This is a genomic window from Mesorhizobium sp. M7D.F.Ca.US.004.03.1.1, from assembly GCF_003998635.1.
Taxonomy (GTDB): domain Bacteria; phylum Pseudomonadota; class Alphaproteobacteria; order Rhizobiales; family Rhizobiaceae; genus Mesorhizobium; species Mesorhizobium loti.
In genome coordinates this window covers 1-1,108 of sequence record NZ_RZQG01001380.1, presented here as the reverse complement: position 1 = coordinate 1,108, position 1,108 = coordinate 1, and the positions used below count along the sequence as shown (strand labels likewise).

Sequence of the window (1,108 nt, the reverse complement as noted above, 5' to 3'; positions counted from 1 at the left end):
ATTTCCTCATGGGCCGCACCTTCCTCGATATCGACATGGCGCGCGCCGCCGACCTTCTGGGCATGGAGCGGCGCCAGGCGGAAGCCTTTCGCGATCTGGAGCGCGGGCAGTTCATGGCGCTCGGCCCGGCGCTGTCGCGCCGTCCGCTCGGCCTGCGCATCGGCCCGACCGACACAAGCCCGCGCAACGGAACGCCGCGGCTGATGGCGATGCCGGAATCAGCACTCGAGGATGCACGCGCCATCATCCTGGCGGCGCCGCCACCCGAGACCGTGCGCGCGCCGCGCCGCATGACGTCACCGGACCTGCTCGACCAGCTGATGGCGGCCAAGTCTGCGGCGCTGGAAATCCGCCCCGAACCGGTAGAACCGCAAGTCAGCGCCGAGGACCTAGCGGAGCGTCACGAGCGTGTCGACCGTGTGCTGCGCGCCATCCTGGCGCAACCCGACGCGGGTTTTCGCGTGATCGGCGTGCTCTATCAGGAATTCGTGGTCCGTTGCCGCATAGAAGGCCTCGCCTCGGTCGTGCCCGACCTGCCGGAGTTCCGCCGCATGCTGACGCGCGCCCGCGCCGGCCTCGGCTCCGAGACGACGCAGGATGACGCGTGGCGGGACGTTTCCGTCCGCGCGTCGCTGCTGCCCGACGACATGCAGGGCGTGTTCATGATGATCGCCCGTGCCGCGAAGGAGGGCTGGCCGTGCCCGAGCGATGCCGCGATCGCGCGTGCCTACGGCTCGCACTCGCTGCGCCGCGCCCGGCGCCTCTTGACCTATATCGAGGAGCAGGGCCTCATCGTCTGCCAGCTCGACGGAACAGGCCGGCGTACCGTGACGCTGGTCGAACTGGCCTGGGCAACGGCACCGGGCGATCCAAATGCCGCGGAGGTGGAGCAGGGGAGCTTGGCGCTGTGAGGCTGATATGAGGATTTCAGCACAGAGCGGACCGCAGCCTGGCGGCAATGGTGTCCGGATTCGTGTCATGGGGACGCCGAGATCTGGAACAAATCTCGCAAAGGATCTTATCCAACGCTATCTCGGAATACCGGTCGTCTTCGATCAAGGCTTTTGGAAACATGGGATCTTCCCCGCCCTGATGGACGGGCGTGAGC

Annotated in this window: 1 protein-coding gene and 1 pseudogene; both read left to right on the top strand. The window is 67.4% G+C overall.

Annotated features, from left to right (window positions below):
- A pseudogene (locus tag EN935_RS37245) lies at positions 1-911 on the top strand (ATP-binding protein); the annotation flags it as partial.
- 7 nt (positions 912-918) lie between these two features.
- Positions 919-1,108 (top strand): hypothetical protein (locus EN935_RS41635; protein WP_206534681.1); only part of this gene is annotated, 190 nt, incomplete at its 3' end.